Origin of the sequence: Fictibacillus sp. S7 (genome assembly GCF_004127935.1) — a bacterium.
Lineage (GTDB): Bacteria > Bacillota > Bacilli > Bacillales > Fictibacillaceae > Fictibacillus_C > Fictibacillus_C enclensis.
Genome location: NZ_QJKL01000001.1, coordinates 1,044,621 through 1,069,398, shown reverse-complemented (window position 1 = coordinate 1,069,398; position 24,778 = coordinate 1,044,621). Strand labels below are relative to the sequence as shown.

The following is a 24,778-nucleotide window of genomic DNA, read 5'->3' as shown; positions in this document are numbered from 1 at the left end:
AAAAATCAAACTATAAGTTATATTATAAAGTAAGATGTTTACATCCCATTAAATATCCTCACCATTTTTGTGGAAAGTTTGTACTGAATACATTTGAAGGAGGATGACGCCGATGGCTGAACACATGAAGAATACGGATGATTATTCTTTAGTAAGAGTACCAAATGATGCCCGTCTCCCTATGTGGGAGATCCTTTTAGTCCGAATTGGGGCATTTACTTGTATATCCCAGTTTATGCTGGGTGCTTCGCTTGGTTTTGGGATGACCTTTTGGCAAGCCTTTTGGGCCACTATGTTGGGAAGTGTCATTTTACAGGTTGTAAGTCTACTAATTGGGATAGCAGGGGCACGAGAAGGATTATCAACCAGCATGCTGACCCGTTGGACCGGATTTGGTAAGTATGGTTCGGGTATTGTCAGCGCTGTTTTTGCTATCAGCATGGTCGGATGGTTTGGGGTCCAAAATTCTGTGTTCGCAAAAGGTGTGGATTCAGCATTAGGCGGGGCCCTAGGATTTCCTTTGGCAGCAGGGCTAACCGGATTGTTTGTAACGGCAATTGTGGTATTTGGTTTTAAATGGTTAAGCTGGACGGCCAAAATTGCTGTACCCGGTTTTCTGATCGTAATGGCTTATGGCATCTATAAAGTGTTGGAAAATCACTCGTTATCCAGTTTAATTTCATCTCCTACACCTGGACCTGCTCTTACATTAGGTGCTGCGACAACGATGGTTGCCGGGGGATTCATTGTTGGCTGTGTTACCACACCTGATATGACCAGGTATGCCCGTTCGGGTAAGGATGTTTTTTGGATCACATTAATTGGGACATTTCTTGGAGAATTAGGTGTGAATCTGATTGCAGTTCTAATGGCTCATGCAGTTAAAGATAGTGATATTATGTCAATTGTGCTTCAGCTAACTGGAGTGCTGGGAGCAGCCATTGTTGCTTTTGCAACAGTCAAAATTAATGATCTCAATTTATATTCTTCCTCCCTAGGTGTTACCAATGTAATCAACACCTTCTTTAACAAGAAAATTAATAGGGGCGTCGTAACGTTAATTATCGGAGTAATAGGAACATTTCTTTCCATCATAGGAATTTTAGACAAGTTCGTAGCTTTCTTAGTTTTTCTTGGTATTTGGGTACCACCTATTGCAGGGATAATGGTTGTGGATTATTTTATTTTGAAGCGAAGCAGACAGGTGCTGGATGAAAGCAGGAATAAAGGCACTCTCCCTGAAACCTATGAAAATATCAACCCGGTCTCTCTTATCGCCTGGGCACTAGGGTTTTTATCGGGTTATTTGATTAAAGGAGGCATTCCTTCGCTAACTTCCATCCTTGTTAGTGCAATCGTCTACTATATTGGAATGAAGATAATCGATACTATTTCAAATCAAAAAAAATTAGAAAACAATAAAACTCGACGAATGATAGGAGGATAACAAATGGCAACATGGATAGGTGAAGAAGAAATTGAAGATTTAGCCATCGGAGCCGCCATCTTAGGTACAGGTGGCGGTGGCGATCCTTATCTTGGAAAGTTAATGGTCCAAAAATCCATCCGCAAAAATGGCCCAATTAAACTAATAGATCCATCAGAAGTTCCTGACGAAGAATTGGTTATCCCAACAGCGATGATGGGGGCTCCAACGATAATGATAGAGAAAATTCCAAATGGGGATGAAGCCCTTAAATCCATGCAACTTTTAGAAAACCATTTTGGCAAGAAAGCTTTTGCTACCATGCCGATTGAATGCGGCGGCTTGAATTCTACCATTCCATTTGTTGTTGCATCAGAAGCAGGTATTCCTATTGTAGATGGAGATGGGATGGGTAGGGCATTCCCTGAGTTGCAAATGGAAACCTTCAATATATACGGAGTCAAAGGGACACCAATGGGGCTCTACAACGAACGCGGTGACCATTGCGTGTTAGACACTCTGGATAATGACATGTTGGAATATATATCACGGGGGATCGCTGTCCGAATGGGTGGAGTAGCACATATTGCAGATTACGCCATGACCGGCTCTGAAGTGAAGCGGACAGCCATTCCGAATACGATCAGCTTATGCATCCAACTGGGTAAAGCGGTTCGAACAGCCCAGGAACAAAAGACAGACCCGATAAAGGCCATTCAACAGGTAACGAAAGAATCGATTTACGGAGAAGCCATCGTTTTATTCAAAGGCAAAATTATTGATGTAGAGAGACGATCAACAGATGGATTTGTCCGGGGGAAAACAGTGATAGAGGGCTTTGACGAATTTGATGGAAAACACCTGCATGTTGATTTCCAAAATGAAAATTTAATTGCCAAAATTGGCTCTCAGCCTGTTGCCATGGTACCTGATCTTATCAGTTTTCTTGATTTGGAAACAGGTTCTCCGATCACAACAGAAGGACTGAAATACGGTTTCCGGGTATTATGTTTAGGAATTCCAACACCACCTATTATGAGAAGTGAGGCAGCTCTCGAGGTGTGGGGTCCTCGTTATTTTGGCTACGAGTATGATTATCAGCGATTAGAGGATATTCATAAAAGAAAGGAGTCTGTGAGATGATTTATAAAATAGGAATAGATGTAGGCGGCACAAATACAGATGCGGTCATTCTAGATGAGCAAAACCAGGTCATTCAAGCGACTAAAGCCCCTACAACTTCGGACGTTGAAACTGGTATTTTTAACGCCCTGGATCAAGTACTATCCAATACCTCAATCAACTTTGGAAAAATAAAATATGTGATGCTGGGTACTACGCATGCTACAAATGCGATTATCGAGAAAAAACGATTGGCAAAAATTGCGGTTGTTCGGATTTGTTTACCAGCTGGGCAATCCATTGAACCTATGTTTACCTGGGATGATTCACTGAAAGAAGCGGTGGGAAATCAGTATTACTTATTACATGGTGGCTGCGAATTTAATGGAAGACCTTTAAACAAGCCAGGACTGATTATCGAGGAATGTAACCAGGTCCTGGATGAAATCGAGAAATCCGGCGCTGAATCAATTGCCATCACCTCCATTTTTTCACCTGTACTTGATAATTACGAGAAAGACTTTGCTGATTTGGTAAAAGAGAGATTTGGAGGCGATTTCCCGGTGACTCTTTCATCCGAAATTGGCAATTTGGGTTTATTGGAAAGGGAAAATTCTGCAGCTCTGAACGCGTCCCTCGTAAAAGTCGCAGAAATGGTATCCAGGGGTCTTGAAAAAGCGCTACAACGTTATCAAATTAATGCAAATATCTATTTTGCACAAAACGATGGAACGTTAATGTCGATGGACTATGCTAAAAAATATCCAATTTTGACAATTGGTTCAGGTCCTACAAACAGTATACGGGGTGCAGCCCATTTGAGTACCCTAAAAGATTGTATTGTATGTGATATTGGCGGAACTACTACTGATGTAGGAATATTGATAAAAGGGTTTCCGCGGGAATCCGCCGTTGCTGTAGATATTGGTGGGGTTCGAACAAACTTCCGAATGCCTGACATTATTTCAATAGGAATTGGTGGCGGCAGTATTGTACGGGAGAAAGACGGGGTAATTACTGTTGGCCCTGATAGTGTAGGATATAACATCACAAACGAAAGTATCGTATTTGGAGGGTCCACATTAACGGCTACCGATTGTATGATCGCATCAGGTTTGGTAAAAATTGATCATCCTGCTTGTAACCCTACAAGGATTGAATCCTTGGATCCATCCATATGGAAAGGTGCTATAGAAGTCATCCAGGAACAAGTGTCCATTGCGATTGATAAAATAAAAACAAACAGTCAGGAAATCCCTGTTGTACTTGTAGGCGGGGGTGCCATTCTTATGCAAGGTAAAATAGAAGGCGCTTCAGAAGTTATCCTTCCAGAAAATTCCGGATGTGCAAATGCTTTAGGTGCAGCAATTGCCCAGGTTAGCGGTGAGATTGATAAAATGTTTTCCACCGAGGGTGGCAACCGTGAAAAAGTCATTGAACTAGCTATGAAACAGGTTAAACAAAAAGCAATTGATGCAGGTGCCAACCCCTCATCTGTCGAGTTGATAGACTTGGAAGAAGTACCTATGGCCTATGTACCATCGAATGTAGTAAGAATTAGAGCCAAGGCCGCTGGGGAACTTGTATTTAAACAAGAAGAAATTATTATCTGATTATAGTGTTATGTTTATATTTATTAAAAAAGTAAACCGAGGCTATTTGGGTAAGGCGAAACTAAAAAAGGGGAGTGCAAATCAATGAAAATTAAAGTAATTATGCCTATAACATCTGATATCTTTAACAAAGAAATTAGAGAAGAAGTAAAACATTATGCTTCCGATTCAACAGAAGTAGGAGTTACGAGCCTTGATTATGGACCGGCATCAGTTGAAAGTGAATATGATGAAGCGTTATGTGTTCCTAACTTTTTGGAAAAAGCAAAAGAGGCAGAAGAAGATGGATATGATGGCGTCATCAGTGATTGTTTTGGAGATCCCGGTGTAAAGCCTGCCAGAGAAATCTTGGATATTCCCGTTGTAGGTGCATGTGAATCGTCCATGCTATTTGCCAGCTCTTTGGCTAAATCCTTTTCGGTTGTAACCGTACTGCCAAACGTTGTGCCTATGATTGAAAACATAAGCAAAACAGTAGGAGTAAATGGTAATTTAGCTTCTGTACGATATGTAAATATTCCAGTTTTGGAAGTTCAGAATAAAGAAAAGTTGAAAAGCGGATTGTACGAAGAAATGGTAAAAGCTATCGAACAAGATAACGCACATGCTTTGGTTTTAGGCTGTACCGGTTTTATGGGTGTTGCAGCGGAACTACAGGCACGCCTGAAGGAAAACGGATATGATGTTCCTGTAATTGATCCAGTGTTCGCCGCAACAAGAATGCTCGAAAGTTTTATTGCGATGGGAGTAAAACAAAGCCGTTTGACATACATGACACCACCTTCTAAAGAAAGAGTGAAAAACTGATAACCTATGCATTGTAGTTTCCTGAGAACTTGAGGACGCACAGGCGGTGGTCTAATAGAATAAATATTGAATGGGACATTTTGAAATGTCCTGTTTTATTTTCCTGGTCAAGCAGTTCTTACGCCTTTCGATTTGACTGACGCTGACCGTTAAAGAAACTTAAAAAAGGTGCACAAAAAGATGCTATAAAGAGTTTGTAGAAAATATCGAATATGTAGAAACAATCGCTTTACTTGACTGTAACTTTAATGTGTGGAAAGATCAGCTAAAAACAATTTCATTATATTTCAGAATATTGGAGGTTTTTAGAAGATGAGGAAATTAGGAAAAAAAGAAATAGAAGATATTGCAGTGGGTGCTGCTTTACTAGGTACAGGCGGGGGAGGAGATCCTTATATTGGCAAGCTTATGGCCTTGCAAGCTATTGAAGAATATGGAGAAATCACGTTATTGGACGTCGATGAAGTACCTGATGATGCCGTAGTTGTACCATCTGCCATGATGGGAGCACCAACTGTAATGCTTGAAAAAGCCCCGAGTGGTGAAGAAGCAATCAGTGCTTTTAAAAACCTTGAGTCTTATTTAGGGAAAAAAATCTTCGCAACAATGCCGATTGAAGCGGGTGGACTTAATTCGATGCTACCATTAGCACTAGCAGCAAAGCTGGGGTTGCCTGTGGTTGATGTAGACGGTATGGGAAGAGCATTTCCAGAATTACAAATGGTTACTTTTTATCTAGACGGGATTTCAGCAACCCCTATGGTTCTTGCGGATGAGAAAGGAAATACCTCCCTTTTATCGACTATCAACAATGTCTGGACAGAGCGTATCGCCCGCGCCTCAACGATTGAAATGGGTGGTACGGTCATGACTGCCATTTATCCAATGACTGGCAAGAATCTTAAAGAAAGCGGAATTAGAAATATCTTAAAATTGGAAGAGGATTTAGGCAAAGCGATAAGACTTGCAAAACAAAACAATGCAGACCCAATAAAAGAGGTTTTGAAACAGGCTGGGGGTTTTGAATTGTTTCGTGGCAAAGTCAGCGATATAAACCGAAAGACAGAAACCGGCTTTGCAAGGGGAGTGGCGACATTCGAAGGGATCAATGATTATAAGGGAGAAACACTTGAGGTTCGCTTCCAAAATGAGCATTTACTTGCTCAAACAGATCAGCGCCTTCTTTGTATCACACCCGATTTAATCGCTGTACTTGATTCGGATACTGGCCTTCCAATAACAACTGAAGGAATCCGATACGGTGCGAGGTGCGTAGTAATCGGAATGCCTTGCCATCCGAAATGGAGAACGAAAAAGGGCATTGAAACAGTAGGTCCTAAATACTTTGGCTATGATGTTGATTATGTTCCAGTTGAAGAACTTGCAAAACAAGGAGTGACATTATAATGGGCATTTATCGTATTGGAATAGACGTAGGGGGAACCCATACGGATGCTGTACTTTTAGATCAAAATAATCGGGTGATTTCGGAAACAAAATCACCGACAACTGAAGATGTAGCAACTGGTATCTATACTGCCATGAAAAATATCATCCAAGATGCCAACGTTCCCAGGGAGCAAATCAAATATGCCATGCTAGGGACAACTCATTGCACTAACGCCATTGTTGAGAGAAAAAGATTAAATAAAATTGCGGCTATCCGCATCGGCGCTCCGGCTACATTGGCAGTAAAACCGCTCATTGGCGTTCCTGATGACCTTTGCGAAGCACTTGGAAAGTATGTATTTCTCATCCGTGGGGGGCATGAGTTTGATGGACGGGAGATTGTTTCTTTAGATGAAGAACATCTCTATCGAATAGCAGAAGAAATCAAAGGAAATGTGGATTCCGTCGCCATCACTTCAGTTTTTTCACCAGTGTCGCAAAAACATGAACAGCGAGCAAGTGAAATCTTAAGAGAGCTGCTCGGAGACGAGATTTCCGTTTCTTTATCATCAGAAATTGGCTCAGTAGGTTTGTTGGAAAGAGAAAATGCTACAATACTCAATGCAGCGGTCGTAAACGTAGCTAAGACAGCAGCAGAGGGATTTATCAATGCACTAAAAAATGAAGGAATTGATGCTAAAGTCTTTTTTGGACAAAATGATGGCACATTAATGTCTGTAGATTACGCTGTTAAATACCCCATTTTTACCATAGCTTGCGGCCCAACGAACTCTTTGAGAGGAGCATCCTATTTGAGTGAAATCTCTGACGCTATTGTTGTGGACGTTGGTGGCACAACGTCCGATGTTGGTGTCTTAGTTCAATCGTTCCCTAGAGAATCTTCCTTAGCGGTAGAGATTGGAGGGGCTCGTACAAACTTCCGGATGCCGGATCTTATCTCAATTGGCCTTGGAGGAGGCACAATCATCAGAATACAGGACAACGGCGACTTCACAGTTGGACCGGATAGTGTGGGGTATCGTCTGCCTGAAAAAAGCTTAATTTTTGGAGGAGATACCTTAACCACTACGGATGTAGTCGTCGCTCTTGGTAAGGTAAATTTGGGTGATCCCTCCAAGGTTGCTCATCTTGATAAGGAACTTTTAAATAAAGTTTATCTTAAGATGGTAGATCTTGTAGAAGAAGCCATTGATAGGATGAAAACAAGTGCAGCACCCGTACCCGTCATACTTGTTGGAGGCGGCAGCATTTTACTACCAGAAGAATTAAAAGGTGCATCTCAAGTTATTCGTCCTCAGCATTCCGGTGTGGCAAATGCTATCGGTGCTGCTATCGCACAGGTCAGCGGACAAATTGAAAAGGTTTATGCTTTAGATGGTGTTGGAAGAGAAAAAGCTTTGGAAATGGCCAAAGAACAAGCGAAATCTGAAGCGACAAATGCTGGTGCGGATCCAGAAACTCTCGTTATTGTTGATGTGGAAGATGTTCCGCTTGCATACATGCCTGGCAATGCGACTCGAATTCGTGTCAAAGCTGCCGGGGATTTAGCGAAAGAGGAAGTCAATGAGTGGGTCTGAGGCTTGTCAGTGGTGCTCGACTGACTTTTAACCTAGTATGTGCAAAACACCTCCCTCAATGCTATTTAGTAGAGGTGTTTATCTTGTGGAAAAAAGTCAAATATTCAGGAGAAAGATGGAAGACTATAGAGAGCTGGAGGACGAGTGTTTTACTGGACAAATGATTTGCACGGGCAGCTAACACCGCCTTGTTCTTATAGATGGACGTAGCGCCATATGGTTTTCCATATGGTCCAATTACGGAAGGCAAGGCAAAGTTCACCATAAACCCAAAAGGCTCTTACCGAACAGGCAATTGTGGAGGATTAACAAGGTAAATAATTTATAAATCCTTAATAAATCTTTAATATCCTTTAATTTAGTCGGACCAAAATAATTTAAAAAGATATGAAATATTTTAAAAACCAAAAAAGTATAAAAGCTGATTTTACAGCAATTTGAGCATACTTTAAAAAGAAAAAAATGGGTGAGATATGTTCCGTACACAAGTTCACCCTTGGGCACGCGAACAATACATGAGCATATATTAAAACCTGAAACCCCTTGACACCATTGGTATTAGGGGGTTTTATTTTTTTGTTATGGTGGTCAGTTTTATTAGTCAAAATGCTCATTGACCACATTTTGACCACCAGTATAATTTAATTTTTAAAAAAGCTTAAACATAATTTTTTGTAGGAATTCTAACAGATTTGTTAATAGAATAAGTTATGCAAGAGATCCATTTTTGGGTCTCTTATTCTTACTATCTTATTCAACAATCGGGCCAGATTGTTGAATAATGAGTTTGTACATATGAAGAATATATTTAAAATTTTTGATGTGAAAAACCACTTTCAGCACTTGATTTATATAACTCCGTTCATTAGTTTAACAAAATCTTTCTTGTGAACGATTAGATTAATGTCCATTTCGAATCAATTCAATCTTTCATAACCTAATAGTGAAAGGAGTGAATAAATTTATGAAGATGAATGAAGAATCAACTTGTCAAAAGTTTGCAAGAATTATCGGTGGACAAGCGGGATTCGCCGGTGGAAAATGTGTGGCAACAATAAGTCGAGAAGATATTAATGCAACTATCATGGGAAAACGATTTAGAGTTACAACTTCTTTCTCATATGAATCTAGAGATAAATGTGGAAGAGCTTTATGTCTAGGTAGGATAGCACTCTTGCAAAAAGAAGTAGCTGGATTTGTTAGTGCAATTATTAATCAAGGAATAGAAGTTTCGTCAATACACAACGAGTGGTTGTTTGATGACCCAAATTTGATTTACGTTAATATTGAAGATGTTGATGATCCACTGAATTTTGCAAGGAAAGTCATAAGAGCGTTAAGATGTCTTTAGTCGTATAGTTGGAAAATGCGCTTTTACGAGATACAACCAACACTCAATAGAAGAATTCTCTATCTTCCCCAAACGGATACTTTTATGAAAAACGTCCAGACAATCTCTATTGAGGGAGAAAACGAGAAAAAACAACCCAATTCGCATAGTAATTAGCACTATGAATCGCAGCGTAATTCGTTGCAATTTTTTATTGGTATATAAGTGTTTTGGTTAAAAAACACCACTTTTACCACCTTAATTAGCGCCTCAATTCGCACACGTAGAGCAGGTTCTTATTCAACACTCGGGTGCGATAGTTGAAGAGCAAAAACGAAACCGATCTACAAAAGATCGGTTCTTTTTGATTCCTCAAACTACGATTATGTTAACTAGTCAATAAAATTGAAGGGAAAACACAAATATATACCGAAATATGGAAACTAAGAATCGTTTATTTCGTAAATTATAGAAGGGAAGGAGCAAAATGGATATCGACAAAGCAAAGAAACCAAGTGTTGCTAAGGAGGCTGCGAAATCCTTTGTTAAAGGGATAACCTTCGGCTCAGTTTTTGATCCAGACATGACTGAGGAAAAAGCACATACGACTAAGGAATTTACAGATAAAGAAATAGTAAATCATCTTACTGGTAAGAAGAAGCTTACAGATCAAGAGGTGGAGGAACTAAAAACGTCCTCCAAATACAGAAGAAATTATAGATTACTAAAAGCAAAAAACTGATTTGCCTAAAGCGAATCAGTTTTTTTGAAGCCGAAAACTGCCATTATGTTAACTACTCTTTTTTCATTTTTCAGCCTGCCTCTTCCGGGTTCGGACCTTGCCACCAACCCAGGCTCCAGCTGCGCCCAAGCAAAACAAAATTGTCCCTTCGATATACCATGGTAAACTTTGAAGCCACTCGCCAATCGATGCCACTACTATTTCCCTTTAAATGAAAAGTATGGTAAAAATCCATCACTAGCATGGTGATTCACCGTCCTATAAACAGATAATACCCGTATAAATAAAACTGTCATTAGGACAGTTTTTTAAAAGCCGACCTTCAGTAGGTTTGCTTTTCCCTTTATGGTTCTTTTTATGGCTTCCGAAAACCACCATTATGTTAACTACAAATGTATATTCTATACACTCTAAAAACAGGAAAAAACCACTGACTCATCAGATATCAGTAGTTTTTTCAACCTAATAGCAATATAAGAACTGATCTATTGGAAGAGCAGGAGGATGCTCACTTTTATAGTATGCGAAATAATGAATATGGTTTGAACTGGCACTATTTTTTATAAGATTTATACTGTTTTTGTGTTTTTTTCCTATAAAGCACCTTATGAAACTAACTTTGTATACCGTATACATAATCGTTTTTAATCTAATAAATATGGACAGGTATACAGGCAAAAAAATATTTATTTAATAGGATATAATCCATTAATATATTCTGTTAAATAAAAGGAGATAAAAATGTTTGAAATTAAAAAAATTTGTTGATGCCCTTCCAATTCCCTCAATAATCAGGCCGAAGGGAATGTATGAAGATAAGCCATTTTATGATGTTCGGATGATTGAAACATTACACAAGTTTCATAGGGATTTACCTAAAACGAAGGTATGGGGCTATAATGGGCTAGTACCAGGTCCAACTTTTGATGTAGAAAAAAATCAGCCTATATATGTGAGATGGACAAACCACTTACCGTTAAAACACTTTTTACCAGTTGATAAAACCATTCACGGAGCTAGTCACAATCCAGAAGTAAGAACCGTTGTGCACCTGCATGGAAGCCCCTCAGAACCAGCTAGTGATGGTCATCCGGAAGCTTGGTTTACAAGAGATTTTCGACAAACAGGTCCCCACTTTATGAAAGAAATTTATTATTATACGAATCGGGAGAGAGCTACTGCTCTCTGGTATCATGACCATGCACTTGGGATTACTCGTCTGAATGTGTATGCAGGTCTTGCAGGACTTTACTTCATTCGTGACGAGCAAGAAAGATCACTGTCACTTCCTAAGGGTAAATATGAGGTCCCTCTCATTATCCAAGATAAAACATTTAATCCTGACGGTTCGCTCTTTTATCCTGCACAACCAGACAATCCATCCCCTAATTTACCATACCCTTCAATTGTTCCTTCATTTTTAGGGGATACCATTACAGTTAACGGGAAAGTCTGGCCATTTTTAAAAGTAGAGCCTCGCAAATATAGATTCCGTTTATTAAACGCTTCCAATACTCGAACATATCAGTTCCGATTAAGCAACTTGCGCCCTTTTGCTTTAATTGGAACTGATGGTGGCCTTCTTTCACGTCCAATTAAAGTGAAAAGTTTGGATGTTTCACCAGCTGAACGAATTGATATTGTTATTGATTTTTCAGGGTTAGAAGGGATAAATGTAATATTACAAGATGGTTTTGAATCAGAAAATCCAACCGGCGAGATAATGAAATTCCAAGTAACTAAATTTTTATCTTGTCCTGATCAGAGCAGACTTCCATCTTTCTTGGGCCATATTGATCGTATTCCATTAAATAAAGTGAAAAAGATAAGACGATTAACATTAAATGACTCGCAAGACGAATTTGGACGCCTTATGCTTTTATTTGACGATAAGGAGTGGATGGACCCAGCAACAGAAACACCCTTACTTAATTCTGTTGAAATATGGGAGTTAGTGAATTTAACCCCTGGAATTCATCCTATTCATGTACATCTGGTTAATTTTCGTGTCCTTGATCGTTATGATCAAAATGGAAACTTGGTAGCTCCTCTCCCAGCTGATTTTGGTTTGAAAGATACTGTTCTAGTGGGTCCAGGAGAAACCGTACGAATCATCATGAAGTTTCAGCCATTTTCTGGAGACTACGTATGGCACTGTCATCGGTTAGAACATGAAGACCATGACATGATGAGACCGTTAAAAATCATACCCTCCAACCCCAAAAGACACAAATCAAACAGATAAATAAATTTCATTGGAAAACGAAGGCTTGTAACTTTATATCAAAAAATCAAAAGAAAAGCTCTCTTAGGCTGTAGAGAGCTTTTTTAAATAGCTAACATATAATAAAACAACTTTAAGTTGTTTCTAATCGCCTTAAGGCAATTTTTCTATGTTTAACGGCTAAGATTTGGGCCTTGATTCTTTCCTCTATTTATAGTTGTAGACACCGAAACTTATAATAAAATGGTAGATTTAAGTAATGATAGCGAGAATGAACTTAAGGGGAGCATATCACTTTATGACTTGATCGCGTTATGGAGCAGTAGCGTCTGGTGGAGATATTGTGCGACGAGAATAAACTTATTGTAGTCTTGACGCTCTCTATTGTTCTTTTTTCGAAATCAAGCACTCTATACCGGCAAGGCAATAATCACATCGGCCAAGCGCTGTCATTTTACCTGGCTTTTTGATAAGAAAAAGGGGTATGCAGATGATATTTATCACTTATGGGTTCACCCTTGGGAACGCGAACAATACATGAGCATGTATTAAAACTCTAAACCCCTTGACACCATTGGTGTCAGGGGGTTTTTGTTTGTTGTTTTGGTGGTCAGTTTCATTAGTCAAAATGCTCATTGACCACATTTTGACCACCAAAATTTAATGGATTTAATTTTTAAACAAGCCCAAACATAATTCACTTTAGGAATGCAAACAGATGTGTTAAGAGAATAAGTCATGCAAGAGATCAATTTTTTGGTCTCTTATTTTTACTACCTTATTAAACAATCGGGCCAGTTTGAGTAAGGTGTTAGTCACCGAATAAAATACTTGTCTCATAATATGAAGTGACAGGTAATTTAAAAAGTCTTTTCTTGAGATGCGTTAGATAATGATTATTAAAACGGTTTTTAAGCTAACCGGGGCGATTGTTCAATAAGAGCAATAGCTTTTCTTGTTCCGCCAACGGGGCAGGATAGTTGAACAAGAAAGACGAATATTATTATCTAAAAATGCACTTTTAAGGTGGTAATTTTGTGAAAATATATATTCTTGTAAAAGAAATGATTGTTGAATGGAACCCAATAGGCTTGCTTAGTTTGGGATGTCCAGATAATGCTGTACATTAAGTCTCTTAGTAATCCAGATTTAGGAGGAGATCAATTTATAAGAAAAATTATTGTGCTTGAACATGTATCTCTTGATCGTTTCATACAAGCCCCAGGCGGGCCAGACGAATATATCACCCGATTACGATCTCCTGGCAGATCTTCTGGTTCAGGCTTCAAGCACTCTGTAGCAAAGTAGGGGAATAGTTCCCTTCAAAAAACAAGGAGGATTTTCATGGATAACAATCTGAATCAATCGTTCGAAATTGCAATTACGCGTGTATTCGATGCCCGTCGCGAACTCGTATTTAAAGCATGGACAGAGCTCGGGCATTTCGCGAAATGGTGGGGACCAAAGGGGGTCACCCTCGAAATCATTAAAATGGACGCTCGATCAGGTGGCGAGTTTTTAGGTATTCAGACGTCTCCTGACGGAAATCAGGTTATGTGGGGAAAATTGGCATACCAGGAGGTTGTCGAACCTGAGAAAGTGGCTTATATCCGATCCTTTTCCGATGAGCAAGGCAATACGGTCCGAGCGCCTTTTAGCGTGAGCTGGCCTCTTGAAATTATGAATATCATAACGCTAGAAGATGACGAAGGTAAAACTGTTTTAAAACTGAAAAGTTGCCCTGTGAACGCTTCAGCTGAGGAACAAGAAACCTACAAAGGTATGGCTCCAAAGCTTCAACAAGATCTTGAGGGTACTTTCGATAAACTTGCCGACTATCTTGTCTCCCTGAATTAGAATACGATAAAACTCAATTTTTAGAGAACATTACAAATTAAGATTTACTTTCAAATAGAGTAGAAGCATTTGCGGATACTAATGCCGAACAGTATAACTATTTAAATCAAAAAGTATTAACTGCTTTATTTAGCTAAAGGGTGCTTATATTCAAGATTAGCTTCTGAATCAGGCAGCTTTTTCTTAATTAACAAACGGGTAGGATTATGGAATAACGGACATTGGAAATATCTGTTAATTAAAAAAATTTAAGTTAGAATAGATCTAATATTAAGACATAAGGGTCAGTGGGGTGTGGGTATGATGGAAGGGTTATTTTTGGACGAGACAATTTATGGGTCTGTAGATGTTTTAACAATGTTGGATTCTTTGTTGCAAGACTTTCCAATCGTATATGTTGCTACGCCTAAGTCTCCACCTTGTAGAAAACAGGTGATTGCAAAGAAGCCATTCGGTTTTAAAGCTTTCTTGATTAGACCTATGTAGTTCATTCTACGGTGAGGAGCAATAAGGTGAAAGCATCCCAAATCATAAACAACGTCATATGCACCCTCTTCAATATCTAATTCAAAAATATTATGAACAAAGGAGAACTGAAAATGAGAAAGCTCGTTCTATTTCTGCACGCATCGCTTGACGGTTTTGTAGAAGGGCCGAACGGTGAAATGGACATTGGCTGGGTTTCCTACGATGCTGAATTGGAGAAACACGCGAAAGAAATTCTGAGTACTGCCGACACTGTTATTTGGGGACGTGGGACTTATCAGATGATGCACAATTACTGGCCATCTGTGCCTTCGAACCCATCAGCTTCCCAGCATGAACGGGATCATGCCGAGTGGATCGAAAAGACATCCAAAATCGTTTTTTCCACGACGCTGGAGAAAGTCGAATGGAACAATTCCAGACTGGTGAAAGAAGATGTCGAGAAAGAGATCAATAACCTCAAAGAACAGCCAGGCAAGGATATGGTCATCCTCGGAAGTCCTAGGTTCGCACACTACCTTATGCAGCTTGATTTAATAGATGAGTATAAAATTACGGTTTCACCCGTCCTGATTGGCAGCGGGTTGCCGTTATTCCAAGGTCTCAAGGAGAAGATCAATCTTAAACTTATCGAAAACAAGACATTTGATTCTGGAGCCATAGGCCTCGTTTACCAGACGGTTAGATGAACTTGTCTCCTAAAGTAGATTACGCTAACCGGATTACGTTAGCACAATAAAAGCAGCGGCAGTCTAGGTCTTTCGAGTTCCTGGTCCGTCACTGCTTTTTTTACGAGACAGTCTAATTCAGTTTGTCGGGTGATCGAAAGAAAGAGTCATTAGTTCTCGAATTCTTCGCTCATCAATCGTGGGCTGGATAGAAAAATTAAACTCATCGATTGTTTTTCTAAACGGCAGCCTCGACAGTTTAAGGGGACAGTTGCTAGGTACAAGTAGGAGAACTAAGTCTAACCGAAACCGCATTTTTTTCAGGTGTTATACATTTATTTCATTCGAGTTTAGAAAAATTTTAGATTTGAAGGATATACTTAAATGGACATTTTTAATCATTAGGGAACAGGAAGGAAGTATTATGTCTATTCGAGTACGTTTGCTTTTATCCAATCTTGCCATGATCATAATGCCCGTCATTTTGTTCGTTCTGGCTGCTTTTTTGCTCTTCTCGTTCGTCTTTGTCGACCACGAGGATCACCGCTCCATTTTTGGCTCGTTGGGTTCGACGGAAGGTGCCCGGCCGGCGGACAAGCAAGTCATGGAATTAAAGAAGACAGCAGCCTTAGCACCGGAAAAACTATTGAACGTCCGGTATTTAATCCGGGCAGATAAGGAATTAAATGGACAGGGTGCAGCTTTAGTCGTAAGAAGAGGGGACAAAGTCATTTACCGTCCCGTAAAAGACAAATCCTTGGAAATCAAGGATCTTCCACCTTTTGGATTCGAGGGATCGAACCGCCCGGTCTCGCGATTGGGCAATAAGCTTTATTCCATGCAAAAGTATGATTTTTACTTCTCAAATGGATCAACAGGGACGTTGTTTTTTATTCGAGATGCTGATTTTGTAAAACGGATCTTCCCCCTTCTTTTTGGTAGTTTCCTGTTCATCATGCTCATTACAAATGGGCTGCTCACCTATTTTGTATCCAAAAGCATCCTATATCCTGTGAACGAACTAAGGGCAGGGGCCAGGAAGATCAGTGAGGGAAATCTGGACTTTCAATTAGTATCAAAAAGAAACGATGAACTTGGCCAGCTCTGCCAAGCATTTGAGACGATGAGAAAAAAGCTAAAAGCTTCAACGGAAATCCAGCTGCAGTACGAGGAAAACCGGAAAGAACTGATCTCCAACATATCCCATGATCTAAAAACGCCATTAACCGCCATTAAAGGATATGTGGAAGGAATCCGTGACGGTGTGGCAAATACTTCAGAAAAAATGGATCGGTATACACAGACGATTTACAAAAAGGCAAACGAACTCGATCATCTCATTGATGAACTGTTTTTGTATTCCAAACTGGATTTAAAAAAAGTCCCATTTCATTTTGAAAAAATGGAAACCAGCGGGTATATCAAGAATTATATCGAGGAATTAAGAATGGATGATACAGTTGGTCAGGTCAGGTTGTCCCTTATGATTAAGGAGGGAAAAGAATTCGAAGTGATTGCTGACCGGGATAAACTAAAACGGGTTTTCACCAATATTATAGAGAACAGCCTCAAATACATGGATAAAAAAGAAAAGTCAATTGATATCGTGTTATCCTCCAATGAAGAAACCGTGTTGGTTGAAGTGCATGACAACGGCCCTGGGATCAAGGAATCTTCTTTACCGCACCTCTTTGATCGTTTTTACCGGGCGGATCCATCCAGGAATACAACCGGGTCGGGGCTGGGACTGGCTATTGCAAAACGGATCATCGAAGATCATGGCGGTGAAATATGGGCGGAAAGCCATGAGAATGAAGGGACCAGTATCCTTTTTACGCTGAAAAAAGCCGTGAATGAGGAGGCAAGCCCATGAAAAAGGTGTTAATTATTGAAGATGATGTGAGTATTGCCGAATTGGAGCGTGACTATCTGGAGATCAATGGGCTAGCGGCCGAAATCGCTTTAGCAGGGGATACAGGCCTACAAAAAGCATGTTCTGAACCGTTTGACCTCGTTCTCCTGGACCTAATGCTGCCAAACATGGATGGATTTGAACTATGCAAAAAGCTGCGGCAGGAAAAAGATATCCCGATATTAATGGTATCCGCCAAAAAAGATGACATTGATAAAATACGGGGATTTGGGCTTGGGGCGGATGACTTTATTGTAAAACCGTTCAGTCCGGGCGAACTCGTGGCGAGAGTGAAGGCACACCTGGCAAGATATGATCGGTTGAGTAAACGGGAAAATCCGGCTGATGAGATCCATATTCGCGGCCTTCACATAAAGAAAGCTTCCCGTCAGGTGCTAATGAATGAGCGTGAAGTGATCTTTACGGCAAAAGAATTTGATCTGCTTTTCTTTCTGGCGGTGAATCCGAATCATGTGTTCAGCAAAGAACATCTTTTCGAAAGTATCTGGGGCCTTGATTCGATGGGTGACATTGCGACGGTTACGGTGCATATCCGGAAGCTCCGTGAAAAAATAGAGATTGATCCCTCCAATCCACAGTACATTGAGACAATCTGGGGGGCCGGCTATCGATTCAGAGGTTAAACCCGGTATAGACCGGGTTTTTTTCGTTAGAATGCAACAGCAAGTTTATTGAAATTTAAGATTTTGTTTAGAAGAGGTTTAGAAATCATGGATACCATGAGGTGAAAGGGATTAGTGACGAAAAGGAGGTGTTTATGATGAAGCAGTTGACAGGCAGGGCAAAAAAATGACTGGTAATCCTCCATCTTTTATTTGCTGCTATTTTATTTGGAGTCACTGTATCCTTTCTTGTACTAAATGTTACCGCAGCTGCTACGGATGACGTGACCATACTGAAGAGCTGTTATACGGTCATGTACATTCTTGCAGCTTCGTCAGTACGTGCATCAACGATCGGTGTAGTCGTAACGGGAATCTTTCTGTCGGTTTGGACGAAATGGGGGCTGTTCAAATTCTACTGGATCATCGTGAAGGAAGTCTTAACGATTCTTTCTATAGGGCTAGGAATCTTCGGGATGTACTACTGGACGCTCGATGCCTCTTCTATAACGGCAACGGAAGGTCTTCGTGCGCTGCATGATCAGGGGTTCCTTGTGAACCAGCTGTAGTTGTTCATAGGTAGTATTTTTCAGATCCTTTCCCTTGGGACGATGTTCATCCTGTCAGTGTTTAAACCATTGGGACGCCGGACTGGCAACAGTTAACCACGATTAAATAAAAGGAGGAAAGTGTATGGGCTGGGAACATCACGGATTTCCATTTCCATTCTTCGGGTTAATTTTTTTAAGTCTAGTAACCGTACTGATCATTTTTAAAATGATAGCATTTCGGAGGTGCCATTCCTATATGAACAGTCAAAACGACGCTTCCGTTATACTGAAACGCCGTCTTGCTTCAGGGGATATTAAAGAAGAGGAGTACAAGAAGCTTAAACAGCTAGTAGACAAATAAAACTTAAAAGGGTTTTACTAATCGAGAAAGAAATAATAGGAGTAAAAAATACAAAAATGAGTAATACGGGGCTGTCCGGAAAGTAGTTTTTAAGCTCAAATTGGAAAAAGTAAAACCCAAGGATGCTGTTGTATCAACATTCTTGGGTTTTTAGTTTGGGCAAATTTCATCCTAAAATGGACTTTTTAGACAGCCCCAATTAATTAAAAGCCGCCTTCTAAAGGATGAAAAGGAATTCGCAATCTTTCTTCCACTATGCGCAGGCGTTGGTTTAATCGGTTTAACTGGCGTGAATGGCGTTCAACAGTGTTTTCAAGTTGGTTAACTTCCCGATTAAGCTGGTCGACTCGGTTTTCCAGCTGATTAACCCGTCTTTCAAGCTGCCTTATTGGAGGCTGTCTATCTGGGTCATGTTGCTGATGGGGATAATAATCATTCGACTGTTGTGAATAAGGGTCGTATTGCTGTTGCTGGACGTATGGTTGATAAGCACCGTATTGCTGCTGGACATATGGTTGAGAACCGTATTGATAAATAAATAACCTCTCCTTTCAAAATTCTTAAAATAAACTCCCTTACTAAGATATGTATCCAAAATCGGAGTGGACATATATAAATACCTATTTTAAAAAAGAAGGAGGAGTCCAGTTGTCATTAATCTCTAATATCATAGTAAATCCTTTTTAGTCAGCCTCTTTATTTTTGTCTAGGATTTAATGGTTTATTACTACAACGCTAAATAAAGGAGAAGAGTTGCACCTCGACGAAAACAAGAATTGTAATAATTTCATTTTTATCTAGAAAATTATGACGTAGAACGTGCAATTGGGACTGAGCCTCTATTTTATCCTTAGGTATATAAACAAACTTAACTGGGTTGGGCACTGCGACGAAAAATGTGTTCAAAAGCAAAGGTGATAAAATAAGATCCAAAATGAAGGGAATTGGATTTGACCAATCAAAAGCTGAACAACTAGAAGAAGTACTAATAAAGTAATAAGATTTACTTCAGTAAAATAAGGTATATTATATTTGTTGAATAGATTCTCTTTAAAGATAAGAAAAGTAGGTGAACAAAGTGGGGAAATATCAATTGGATTACAAAAGTCAGGTAGCTGTGACAAAGTTTCATGATAAACAGACGCCTGTCAAATTTGATAAAAAGAAGCACCTTGAAAAAATACGTGCGGAGTATTTGAAAAAGAAGCAAAAACAAACAGATAAATAAAAGGAATGAAAACATAGGAAGATTAAATTCTCCCTATGTTTTTCTTATTCGAAGTTTTTTTCAATATCTTCTGCAATTGGGTGCATTTCTTCAAGAAGGAGATCTGCGCATTTTTATTGAATCTATTGAACAAAATTATGGAAGAGGTTCCTATATTATAAAATGGCCAACTAATTAAATGAAAAAGGATTTTTCAAGAAACATTGAACCAATGATTAATGGCTCACGTTCAACTTGTAAAGGAGGTGTATCAAAGTATCGATTTTTCGTAATCCTCAAGTTGTTCTGTTCAGTTCGAATGTAGTTAGAGCAGCTGCGTTCTATCAGGGTCTGGGTTTTACCGAGACCTTTCGAGTACCAAATGATGGCGAACCGATTCATATTGATTTGGTTCTCGATGGCTACAGAATCGGCATCGCATCTGTTTCCTCTACGCGCGATGATCACGGCCTCGACCCCTTGTCACATGGGCAGCGTGCTGCAGTGATTTTGTGGACCGATGACACTGACGCGGCTTTTAAAACCATCATCTCGAAGGGTGCCAAAGTCCTCGTTTCACCGTACGAATGGCTCGGCCGACTACTCATTGCTTGGGTAGCAGATCCGGACGGGAATCCAATTCAGATTGTGCAAAATCTCTGACGATGCACTGTCGTTTCTGGTAACAAAATTAAGGTGGTACTCCATGCACGGATCCTTTTCAAGTGAATTTATATTCTCAGCAATCGGAGGCAATTCTAAGGTATTAGATTTCGCTCGTTTTCCGTTATCGGGTGCTTTAACATTATGCGATCCGCAAATTTTAGTTACTTTTTGAAGTTTAAAATGATAGTAAGAGATGAGGGATAAAATGCTCAATCCTCTGGAAGCATCAGTAAAGAAACTAATAAAAGAAGCATTTGAAGGGCCACCCATACCGATAAAAGAAAGTTGGTTTACAAATACTGAACCGAATTGAGGAATTTTTGGTGCCTTAGCACGTATCCTAAAATGAATTGGGTAAAAAGTTGGGAAATTAATGTAGTAAATGAACTGCAATGGAATCGAATTCAACAAGAATTACGAGATGAATACTTAGGATCGTGGAAGCATTTGAATTTATTAGTTGGAACGAATATCTTGCAAATGAGATTATAGGTTCTTTGGCTCATTCAACATATCATCTTGGAGCAATTCGACAAATATTAAAAGTGATTAAGCGGAGATAAACAAGTCATAATAGAACAAATTAAAATAAGCTTAAATTAATTTTATAGTCTTCCACAATCGAGTGCATTTCTTTAAAAAGGAGAAATGCTCTTTTCTATGGAACTTATTAAACAAACGTAGCAGGATTGTTGATTAAGGATTATTTGTATTGAATTTTTAGGTGGAGAAAGAGTTCTATGAAATTTTCCATTAGTGGTGAAACAGAAAAACAGTAGATAATTGTTTTAGGGGGCCAGGATAGATATCCTCTCTTTACATTTTATGTACAAAAACAACATTCTTTTAGATGTTCAAAAGTCTACCTCCGAAGAGATAGACTTTTACAAACACTCAGCTTTAAAACCATTGGTTCTGTTGTTGAATCTTTCTTTTCCAACAACTTGAAGATGAGCTTGAAGACGAGCTTGAAGATGAGCTTGAAGATGAGCTTGAAGATGAGCTTGAAGATGAACGTAGGCGTCTACATTTACATTTGATTTTGAATTTAGATCTATTTCTCTTTTTATGAGAAGATGACATTATTTTTCACCTCCTCGCATATCAATTTGAGAATAAGAGAGCATCTCTTGATCTCTCAATATAGTATGTAGAAATTTAGTAGATTGTGAAAATAAACCGTAAAAATGTGCGAATAGACAGTTAGTGTTCATTTAAAATTCAGTTGTGTTTTAATTCCATTTTAAGTTATGGAGTAGCATTAGATATTTTCAATGGAGTAAAAGTTGATTTGAAGAAATTGAGTAAAAGTATTAGAGACCACAAAGGGAATTCATCAGAAGTAATTGACAAAAAAACATGTATTGGAAGAATTATGATGGCACTCTGCCAAAAGAAATATAATGGATTGCTTAATATACAGAAATATGGCTTTGACTTATATAAGTATGAGGATGTTGGCTTAGATAAAATAGTTTCTGATATGGAAAAAAATGATAATGAGGAATAGAGAGGCTATTACAGCTCTCTCCAGTAGATATCAATGATTGGTTCTAGGTTAGTTTCTGCTGTTTTAGTAAATACAATCTTATCAATGATTAGTTTTAATGTTGCATTTGGCTCTTGCAGAGGCTTTTCATCAAAACAGTCAATTAACTCTAATATATTTTCAAGTTTAGAACTTTGAGAAGAAATGTCCAATTGCTTCAGTTTACTCTCAAAGTGCCGATTTTTCGTAATCCTCAAGTTGTTCTGTTCAGTTCGGATGTAGTTAGAGCAGCTGCGTTTATAGTCTTCCACAATCGAGTGCATTTCTTTATCTTTTTTATGGAACTTCTCCGTACCAGGATTGTTGAATAAGGATTATTTGAATTGAATTTTTAGGTGGAGAAAGAGTTTTATGACATTTTTCATTAGTGGTGAAACAGAAAAACAGTAGATAATTGTTTTAGGGGGTCCAGGATAGAGATCCTCTCTTTTTAACATTTTATGTACAAAAACATCATTCTTTTAGAAGTTCGAAAAGTCTACCTCCGAAGAGATAGACTTTTACTAACACTCAGCTTTAAAAAATATTAGTTATGATGTTGACAACGACACTTTTTCTTTCTTTTACAAATGAAACAACTTGAAGATGAGCTTGAAGATGAACGTAGGCGTCTACATTTACATTTACATTTGATTTTGCATTTACATCTATTTCTCTTTTTATGACAAGAAGACATTATTTTCACCTCCTCGCATATCAATTTGAGAATAAGAGAGCATCTCTTAATCTCTCAATATAGTATGTAGAAATTTAGTAGATTGTGAAAATAAACCGTAAAAATGTGCGAATAGACAGTTAGTGTTCATTTAAAATTCAGTTGTGTTTTAACTCCATTTTAAGTTATGGAGTAGCTTGCAAAAACGATTCAAAATGTTTTACAGTGTTCGTATAATGCCTATTTTGAATAGCATTTTTTTCGTTATGGGGGGAATGATTTGCCTTAGCTTGATGGGCATGTGGTGGTACCCCTATAAAGGGATAAGAATGAATCTGTATTAAGCAATTGATACGGGGGATAGGGAGCTTTTTAACTGATGGAAATGTAATAAGGTTGAGTTACTGTTTTCATAATAAACAGTGCCCTGAACTCAGATAAAAGTAACGGAGTCAGGGCGTATGATCTTTTATTAAAGAACTGTGAGTTTTTGTGCCAGACTATATAATTATTATTTCAAGTTTATTTGCAAGTTGATATGCTTTCTTCAATCATTCATCTTTGAACCCTTAGGCTGGTGAGAGTGGATTGGATTCCCCCGTAAAAGGAAGAAAAAACTGGCCGTTTTTGTTTAAGGAAGTGGGAGAACCGAAAAAGGCGTTTTGGACAGTCATATTCTCCATCGAAAGCCCCGTTGAAGCCGATATTGTCGGACAGGGTTCAAACCCCTCAACTCCCCAAATCCCTTGCCCAATATATGGAACCCTTTCAAGGGTACTTAAAAATTTTGCTTCAAACATGATATGAAGAACCGTACCATAAATATTTACAAGTTTTCTTATTGCAAAATTGAAGCCGACTACAAACAGCAGTCGGCTCTAACTTATTTCTTCTTGCGGATAAACTGGGCAAGGGAATTCTATTGTGTGCTTTCCAAGAACAGGTGTTTAAACAAAATTCTCTAGCACAACCTTGCCAATCGTCTTATTGCTCTCCAATAGCTTGTGGGCTTGGCGAAGATGCTCTGCTGAGATCGGTCCAAGTACTTCGGCGAGCGTTGTCTTCAATTTTTGATGATCCACAGCATCAGCTATCTGATTGAGCAGTAAGTGTTGCTCGATCATATCATCCGTTTCATAAAGCGAGCGCGTAAACATAAACTCCCACACGAAGGTGGCGCTTTTTTGCTTAAGCAATTTGAGGTTGAGCGGAGAGGTAGGATCATCAATTGCGCAAACGACTCCTTGGGGAGAAACGGCTTCGCTGATGCCGGCCCAGTGTTTTTCCAAAGCATTCAGGCAGAAAATATACGGAACGCTTGAAAACCCAATTGCTTCAAGCTGCGGAAGGAGCGGTTCATGGTGATTAATGGTATAGTCGGCGCCCATTGATTTAACCCAATCAACGGTTTCTGGGCGAGAAGCAGTCCCGATTACAATGAGCCCCGCTTGTTTTGCAAGCTGGATGGCAATGGAACCTACACCCCCAGCTGCCCCGATGATCAGCAGGGATTTTCCTTCGTTGGCGCCCGAATCTTGAGAAATCGACATTCGGGTAAATAATGCTTCCCAAGCTGTGATAGAGGTTAAAGGAAGAGCTGCCGCTTCCGCGAAATTCAAGGAAGTTGGCTTGCGCCCTACAATCCGTTCATCAACCAGATGGTATTCACTGTTTCCGCCTTGTCGTGCAATGCTGCCCGCATAAAAAACTTCATCCCCCGGACGGAACAACGAACAGTTCGGTCCCGCCTCTTCAACAATTCCTGCAACATCCCAACCTAAAATTTTAGGAACTTCTTCAACTCTGTCTTTAGGTGCACGTACCTTAGTGTCAACCGGATTGACCGATATGGCGAAAACTTTGACCAAAATGTCACGACCCGTTGCTCTTGGTTTCTCCACAACTACATCTACTAAGCTTTCTGGATTTTCAATTGGAAGGTATCGGGTTAGTCCTACCGCCTTCATTGTAGCCATAATAATCCACATCCTT

General features: G+C 39.3%; 22 protein-coding genes. 17 read left to right on the top strand and 5 right to left on the bottom strand.

Annotation, left to right across the window (positions count from 1 at the left end):
• Positions 1-112: 112 nt before the first annotated feature.
• The 11 genes from DMO16_RS05430 to DMO16_RS05370 all read left to right on the top strand — a co-directional run bounded on the left by DMO16_RS05430 (position 113) and on the right by DMO16_RS05370 (position 15,283).
• Positions 113-1,447 (top strand): purine-cytosine permease family protein, encoded by a 1,335-nt coding sequence (locus tag DMO16_RS05430; RefSeq protein ID WP_129475860.1) that lies wholly within the window; start codon positions 113-115, stop codon positions 1,445-1,447.
• A 3-nt stretch (positions 1,448-1,450) separates the two neighbouring features.
• The gene (locus DMO16_RS05425) at positions 1,451-2,569 is read left to right on the top strand and encodes a DUF917 domain-containing protein (protein WP_129475858.1); all 1,119 of its coding nucleotides are present in this window, start codon (positions 1,451-1,453) and stop codon (positions 2,567-2,569) included.
• Complete coding sequence (locus DMO16_RS05420; protein ID WP_129475856.1) at positions 2,566-4,161, top strand: hydantoinase/oxoprolinase family protein; 1,596 nt, start codon at positions 2,566-2,568, stop codon at positions 4,159-4,161. The genes DMO16_RS05425 and DMO16_RS05420 overlap by 4 nt, the downstream gene beginning before the upstream one ends.
• 84 nt (positions 4,162-4,245) lie before the next feature.
• Positions 4,246-4,968: an aspartate/glutamate racemase family protein gene (locus DMO16_RS05415; protein ID WP_129475854.1), complete on the top strand. Its 723-nt coding sequence runs from the start codon at positions 4,246-4,248 to the stop codon at positions 4,966-4,968.
• A 312-nt stretch (positions 4,969-5,280) separates the two neighbouring features.
• The gene (locus DMO16_RS05410; RefSeq protein ID WP_129475852.1) at positions 5,281-6,375 is read left to right on the top strand and encodes a DUF917 domain-containing protein; all 1,095 of its coding nucleotides are present in this window, start codon (positions 5,281-5,283) and stop codon (positions 6,373-6,375) included.
• On the top strand, positions 6,375-7,955 hold the full coding sequence (locus DMO16_RS05405; protein ID WP_129475850.1) for a hydantoinase/oxoprolinase N-terminal domain-containing protein: 1,581 nt from the start codon (positions 6,375-6,377) through the stop codon (positions 7,953-7,955). Before DMO16_RS05410 ends, DMO16_RS05405 begins: the two co-directional genes overlap by 1 nt.
• Positions 7,956-8,919: 964 nt before the next feature.
• On the top strand, positions 8,920-9,306 hold the full coding sequence (locus tag DMO16_RS05400; RefSeq protein ID WP_129475848.1) for a DUF1259 domain-containing protein: 387 nt from the start codon (positions 8,920-8,922) through the stop codon (positions 9,304-9,306).
• A 466-nt stretch (positions 9,307-9,772) separates the two neighbouring features.
• Positions 9,773-10,027 (top strand): hypothetical protein, encoded by a 255-nt coding sequence (locus DMO16_RS05395; RefSeq protein WP_129475846.1) that lies wholly within the window; start codon positions 9,773-9,775, stop codon positions 10,025-10,027.
• 745 nt (positions 10,028-10,772) lie between these two features.
• A complete protein-coding gene (locus DMO16_RS05390; protein WP_129475845.1) occupies positions 10,773-12,272 on the top strand; it encodes a multicopper oxidase family protein in 1,500 nt (499 codons plus the stop codon).
• Between the two features lie 1,323 nt (positions 12,273-13,595).
• Positions 13,596-14,108, top strand: coding sequence for an SRPBCC family protein (locus DMO16_RS05380; RefSeq protein WP_129475844.1), 513 nt, complete (start codon positions 13,596-13,598; stop codon positions 14,106-14,108).
• A gap of 599 nt (positions 14,109-14,707) precedes the next feature.
• On the top strand, positions 14,708-15,283 hold the full coding sequence (locus DMO16_RS05370; RefSeq protein ID WP_129475843.1) for a dihydrofolate reductase family protein: 576 nt from the start codon (positions 14,708-14,710) through the stop codon (positions 15,281-15,283).
• A gap of 117 nt (positions 15,284-15,400) precedes the next feature.
• Here the strand turns inward: DMO16_RS05370 and DMO16_RS25130 are convergent, their stop codons facing one another.
• A complete protein-coding gene (locus tag DMO16_RS25130; protein ID WP_276203843.1) occupies positions 15,401-15,577 on the bottom strand; it encodes an ATP-binding protein in 177 nt (58 codons plus the stop codon).
• Positions 15,578-15,686: 109 nt separating this feature from the next.
• On the opposite strand from DMO16_RS25130, the gene DMO16_RS05360 reads away from it, so the two are divergent.
• The 4 genes from DMO16_RS05360 to DMO16_RS05345 all read left to right on the top strand — a co-directional run bounded on the left by DMO16_RS05360 (position 15,687) and on the right by DMO16_RS05345 (position 18,709).
• Positions 15,687-17,135 (top strand): sensor histidine kinase, encoded by a 1,449-nt coding sequence (locus DMO16_RS05360; RefSeq protein ID WP_129475842.1) that lies wholly within the window; start codon positions 15,687-15,689, stop codon positions 17,133-17,135.
• Positions 17,132-17,818, top strand: coding sequence for a response regulator transcription factor (locus DMO16_RS05355; RefSeq protein ID WP_129475841.1), 687 nt, complete (start codon positions 17,132-17,134; stop codon positions 17,816-17,818). Before DMO16_RS05360 ends, DMO16_RS05355 begins: the two co-directional genes overlap by 4 nt.
• A 263-nt stretch (positions 17,819-18,081) precedes the next feature.
• Positions 18,082-18,366: a hypothetical protein gene (locus DMO16_RS24805; RefSeq protein ID WP_241840460.1), complete on the top strand. Its 285-nt coding sequence runs from the start codon at positions 18,082-18,084 to the stop codon at positions 18,364-18,366.
• Positions 18,367-18,490: 124 nt separating this feature from the next.
• The gene (locus tag DMO16_RS05345) at positions 18,491-18,709 is read left to right on the top strand and encodes a hypothetical protein (protein WP_061969704.1); all 219 of its coding nucleotides are present in this window, start codon (positions 18,491-18,493) and stop codon (positions 18,707-18,709) included.
• A 203-nt stretch (positions 18,710-18,912) separates the two neighbouring features.
• On the opposite strand, the gene DMO16_RS24800 is transcribed toward DMO16_RS05345, so the two are convergent.
• Together DMO16_RS24800 and DMO16_RS24795 are read right to left on the bottom strand one after the other, a co-directional pair.
• A complete protein-coding gene (locus tag DMO16_RS24800) occupies positions 18,913-19,245 on the bottom strand; it encodes a hypothetical protein (RefSeq protein ID WP_074440525.1) in 333 nt (110 codons plus the stop codon).
• 866 nt (positions 19,246-20,111) lie between these two features.
• Positions 20,112-20,384 carry a hypothetical protein gene (locus DMO16_RS24795; protein WP_241840459.1) on the bottom strand — a complete coding sequence of 91 codons (273 nt, stop codon included), beginning with the start codon at positions 20,382-20,384 and terminating at the stop codon, positions 20,112-20,114.
• Here DMO16_RS24795 and DMO16_RS25385 point away from each other — a divergent pair.
• Positions 20,268-20,579, top strand: coding sequence for a VOC family protein (locus DMO16_RS25385; protein WP_425590064.1), 312 nt, complete (start codon positions 20,268-20,270; stop codon positions 20,577-20,579). The two genes, DMO16_RS24795 and DMO16_RS25385, sit on opposite strands and share 117 nt — an antisense overlap.
• A 1,303-nt stretch (positions 20,580-21,882) precedes the next feature.
• Positions 21,883-22,092, top strand: a complete 210-nt coding sequence (locus DMO16_RS05325; RefSeq protein WP_206738060.1) for a hypothetical protein — start codon at positions 21,883-21,885, stop codon at positions 22,090-22,092.
• Between the two features lie 8 nt (positions 22,093-22,100).
• On the opposite strand, the gene DMO16_RS24550 is transcribed toward DMO16_RS05325, so the two are convergent.
• Positions 22,101-22,382 (bottom strand): hypothetical protein, encoded by a 282-nt coding sequence (locus DMO16_RS24550; RefSeq protein ID WP_206738059.1) that lies wholly within the window; start codon positions 22,380-22,382, stop codon positions 22,101-22,103.
• Positions 22,383-23,733: 1,351 nt separating this feature from the next.
• Complete coding sequence (locus DMO16_RS05315) at positions 23,734-24,762, bottom strand: zinc-binding alcohol dehydrogenase family protein (RefSeq protein ID WP_241840458.1); 1,029 nt, start codon at positions 24,760-24,762, stop codon at positions 23,734-23,736.
• Between the last annotated feature and the right edge of the window lie 16 nt (positions 24,763-24,778).

Excerpts from the sequence above, each read along its gene's own strand:
- DMO16_RS05430 (WP_129475860.1), top strand. The coding sequence starts at position 113 with ATGGCTGAACACATGAAGAATACGGATGATTATTCTTTAGTAAGAGTA.
- DMO16_RS05425 (WP_129475858.1), top strand. The coding sequence starts at position 1,451 with ATGGCAACATGGATAGGTGAAGAAGAAATTGAAGATTTAGCCATCGGA.
- DMO16_RS05420 (WP_129475856.1), top strand. The coding sequence starts at position 2,566 with ATGATTTATAAAATAGGAATAGATGTAGGCGGCACAAATACAGATGCG.
- DMO16_RS05415 (WP_129475854.1), top strand. The coding sequence starts at position 4,246 with ATGAAAATTAAAGTAATTATGCCTATAACATCTGATATCTTTAACAAA.
- DMO16_RS05410 (WP_129475852.1), top strand. The coding sequence starts at position 5,281 with ATGAGGAAATTAGGAAAAAAAGAAATAGAAGATATTGCAGTGGGTGCT.
- DMO16_RS05405 (WP_129475850.1), top strand. The coding sequence starts at position 6,375 with ATGGGCATTTATCGTATTGGAATAGACGTAGGGGGAACCCATACGGAT.
- DMO16_RS05400 (WP_129475848.1), top strand. The coding sequence starts at position 8,920 with ATGAAGATGAATGAAGAATCAACTTGTCAAAAGTTTGCAAGAATTATC.
- DMO16_RS05395 (WP_129475846.1), top strand. The coding sequence starts at position 9,773 with ATGGATATCGACAAAGCAAAGAAACCAAGTGTTGCTAAGGAGGCTGCG.
- DMO16_RS05380 (WP_129475844.1), top strand. The coding sequence starts at position 13,596 with ATGGATAACAATCTGAATCAATCGTTCGAAATTGCAATTACGCGTGTA.
- DMO16_RS05370 (WP_129475843.1), top strand. The coding sequence starts at position 14,708 with ATGAGAAAGCTCGTTCTATTTCTGCACGCATCGCTTGACGGTTTTGTA.
- DMO16_RS25130 (WP_276203843.1), bottom strand. The coding sequence starts at position 15,577 with ATGCGGTTTCGGTTAGACTTAGTTCTCCTACTTGTACCTAGCAACTGT.
- DMO16_RS05360 (WP_129475842.1), top strand. The coding sequence starts at position 15,687 with ATGTCTATTCGAGTACGTTTGCTTTTATCCAATCTTGCCATGATCATA.
- DMO16_RS05355 (WP_129475841.1), top strand. The coding sequence starts at position 17,132 with ATGAAAAAGGTGTTAATTATTGAAGATGATGTGAGTATTGCCGAATTG.
- DMO16_RS05345 (WP_061969704.1), top strand. The coding sequence starts at position 18,491 with ATGGGCTGGGAACATCACGGATTTCCATTTCCATTCTTCGGGTTAATT.
- DMO16_RS05315 (WP_241840458.1), bottom strand. The coding sequence starts at position 24,762 with ATGGCTACAATGAAGGCGGTAGGACTAACCCGATACCTTCCAATTGAA.